This is a genomic window from Rothia sp. ND6WE1A (assembly GCF_001683935.1).
In the GTDB taxonomy this organism is placed as follows: domain Bacteria; phylum Actinomycetota; class Actinomycetes; order Actinomycetales; family Micrococcaceae; genus Rothia; species Rothia amarae.
In genome coordinates, this window is sequence record NZ_LXTU01000064.1 from 1 (window position 1) to 2,258 (window position 2,258).

Here is a 2,258-nt window from a genome sequence, read left to right on the forward strand (position 1 = left end):
CTGAGCGCGTCGAGCGCGTGCTCGCCCTCGTGAGGTCCGAGGGCGCGGACGGCCCCAGAGCCACGGCGTTCCAAGTCGAGAGGCCCCCTCCCGGGTTGGGAGGGGGCCTCTCGTTCATCGCCGGTGCGGACGACCGGGCGAGCACCGGTCTCGATCCGCCGGCCTGGTCAGCTCTCCCAGCCTGCGTCGGCGATCCAGCGGAGGGCGGTGAGGGAGGGCATGAACATGTATTCGCCGCCGCGGAGGCGGTTGAACGTGGTCACGCCGTCGACGCGCTTGCGGACGGGGCGGTCGGGGATGGTGAACCGACCCGGTTCCTCGTGGAGTCCGACGACGGGGTCGCGTTCGGTACCGAGGTCGACGAAGTTGCCGCGGTTGATCCACTCCTGCTGGAGGAACTCGACCGTGTCGTAGGCGCGGGCGCTGATGAAGATGAAGAACAGGCCGCGCTCGTCGTCCTTGTCGTCGGCGGCGGTGAGGTCGGGGTCCCATTCGGGGCCGAACGTCGAGGAGCGGCGGATGATCCGGTGGATGTTCTCGTCCGTGAGGATCGTCAGCTCGCTGCCGCGCGGGTTCATGCGGCGCACGTGCGCCGAGTGGGGGCACATGAGGCCGCGGCGGTCGTCGGAGTAGTCGAAGTCGTCGTTGCGGGACTGATCCATGCCGAGGTCGACGTCGTCCTTCTCGGGGGAGAGGACGAGCGGCGCCCCCGACCGCCACCGGCCGACGAGCTTGGCGCCCAAGGCGTCGCGGGACTCCTGCGTGTCCTCCTCCGCGTGCTCGCGGAGGAAGTCGTTCCAGGCGCCGACACGGCTGTCGTACTTGCGGAGCACGACGAACGAGCCGTTACGACCCAGCACGTCCGGCGAGGGCATGGCGACGGGCGAACCCGTCTCGCTGTCCTCCCCAAGGATGAACTCGCCCGCCGCGATGGCCCGCTCCTGCCCCGGGAGGGCGTCGACGCCGGCGCCCGCGACGAGCGGCTGGCTGAGCGAGTCGTGGTAGCCGAACGGGTTGGCCGCATCCGGCGCCCCGAACGCGTGCGTGCCGAGCAGGGTGACCCCGTCGATCTCCTCCAGGTACCCCAGAGCCTTCTCCACGGCGTCCGCCCGGGACTCCTCCGAGTCGGCGTAGATCGTCACCGCGACGTGCAGGGAGTCGTCCTTGTAGAACTCCTCCCACGTCTCCGGGGCGTTCTCGCCCGTGTCCATGAGCTGGCCCGCGCGGGCCGCCATGCCCTGCCGGAACGGCAGCGGGAAACTCGCGAGGGACTCCTCCGGCAGGCCCATCGCCTTGAGGCCGGCGTGGCTGATCGCCACCCCCGTCCACGCGTGCATGTCCGCGGTCCAGTCCTGCGCCGAGGGGACGTACTCGACGAGCCGGCCCAGCAGGGCACGACCCCCCTCGGGGGTGTCGACCCGCAACCCCGCGTGGATCCCGACGTAGGGCTCGGGCCGCGACCGCAGGATGAGGGACTGGATGTCGTCGAGTTGCAGCGTGACGCTCTCCCGACGGAACCGCTTGCGCAGCTCCCTGAGGTGATCGAACGGCATCAGTAGTCCACCCCCTGCGGCGTCGCCACCGCGTCCGACAGCGCCGACAGGGCCTCCCGGGTCGTCGCGTCCATCGCGGTGTTCGCCGCCATCGCGTCGAAGAACGTGTCCAGGGCCTGCTCCATGCGCTGGTACCGGCGCACGTCCACGACCGTCACCTGCGGGTTCGCGACGAACCACGCGGCGGCGTCGATCTGGTGATTCGCGATGTAGTCCTTGACGTCGGGCGAGTCGATACCGGGCCAGCCCTCGACATTGGCGAACAACAGGTCCATGAGCTCGGGGATCTTCGTCGCGAAGTCGTCGATGTAGGTGTCCCAGTCGCCGTCGTAGGCCGTGGCGAACAGCACACGCGTGTCGTCGTCGAAGAACACGAACCGCATGTTGTGCAGCGTCGAGACGCGCTTGGCGCCGTCGAAGTCGCCGCCGGTGAGGCCGAAGATGCGGCGCAGCCGGTCGGCGCCGCCGGGCCTGAGGTCGGCGATGGCGGTCAGCTCGGACACGTTGCCGGAGCGGGCACCGGCCCGGCCAGCCGACATGTACGTGCCCTCGTGGAGCGGGTTCTTGTCGGTGAGCAGGGAGTTGATCGCGATCTGGGAGATCGTCGGCGCGTCGGCCGCGACCTCCTTGACCACGCGGCGGAACTCCTCCATGCGGCTCTCCTCCGAGAGGCGCGGGTCGATGCGGGTCTGTTCGGACGTCAGC

At 70.0% G+C, this 2,258-nt stretch carries 2 protein-coding genes; both read right to left on the reverse strand.

All coding sequences use genetic code 11. The annotated features are described in order from the left end of the window. Positions 1-167: 167 nt before the first annotated feature. Positions 168-1,553, reverse strand: a complete 1,386-nt coding sequence (locus tag A7E48_RS09115; protein WP_068172563.1) for a peroxidase — start codon at positions 1,551-1,553, stop codon at positions 168-170. Then, positions 1,553-2,206 (reverse strand): hypothetical protein, encoded by a 654-nt coding sequence (locus A7E48_RS09120; protein ID WP_083147340.1) that lies wholly within the window; start codon positions 2,204-2,206, stop codon positions 1,553-1,555. The genes A7E48_RS09115 and A7E48_RS09120 overlap by 1 nt, the downstream gene beginning before the upstream one ends. Positions 2,207-2,258 lie beyond the last annotated feature (52 nt).

Excerpts from the sequence above, each read along its gene's own strand:
- A7E48_RS09115 (WP_068172563.1), bottom strand. The coding sequence starts at position 1,553 with ATGCCGTTCGATCACCTCAGGGAGCTGCGCAAGCGGTTCCGTCGGGAG.
- A7E48_RS09120 (WP_083147340.1), bottom strand. The coding sequence starts at position 2,206 with ATGGAGGAGTTCCGCCGCGTGGTCAAGGAGGTCGCGGCCGACGCGCCG.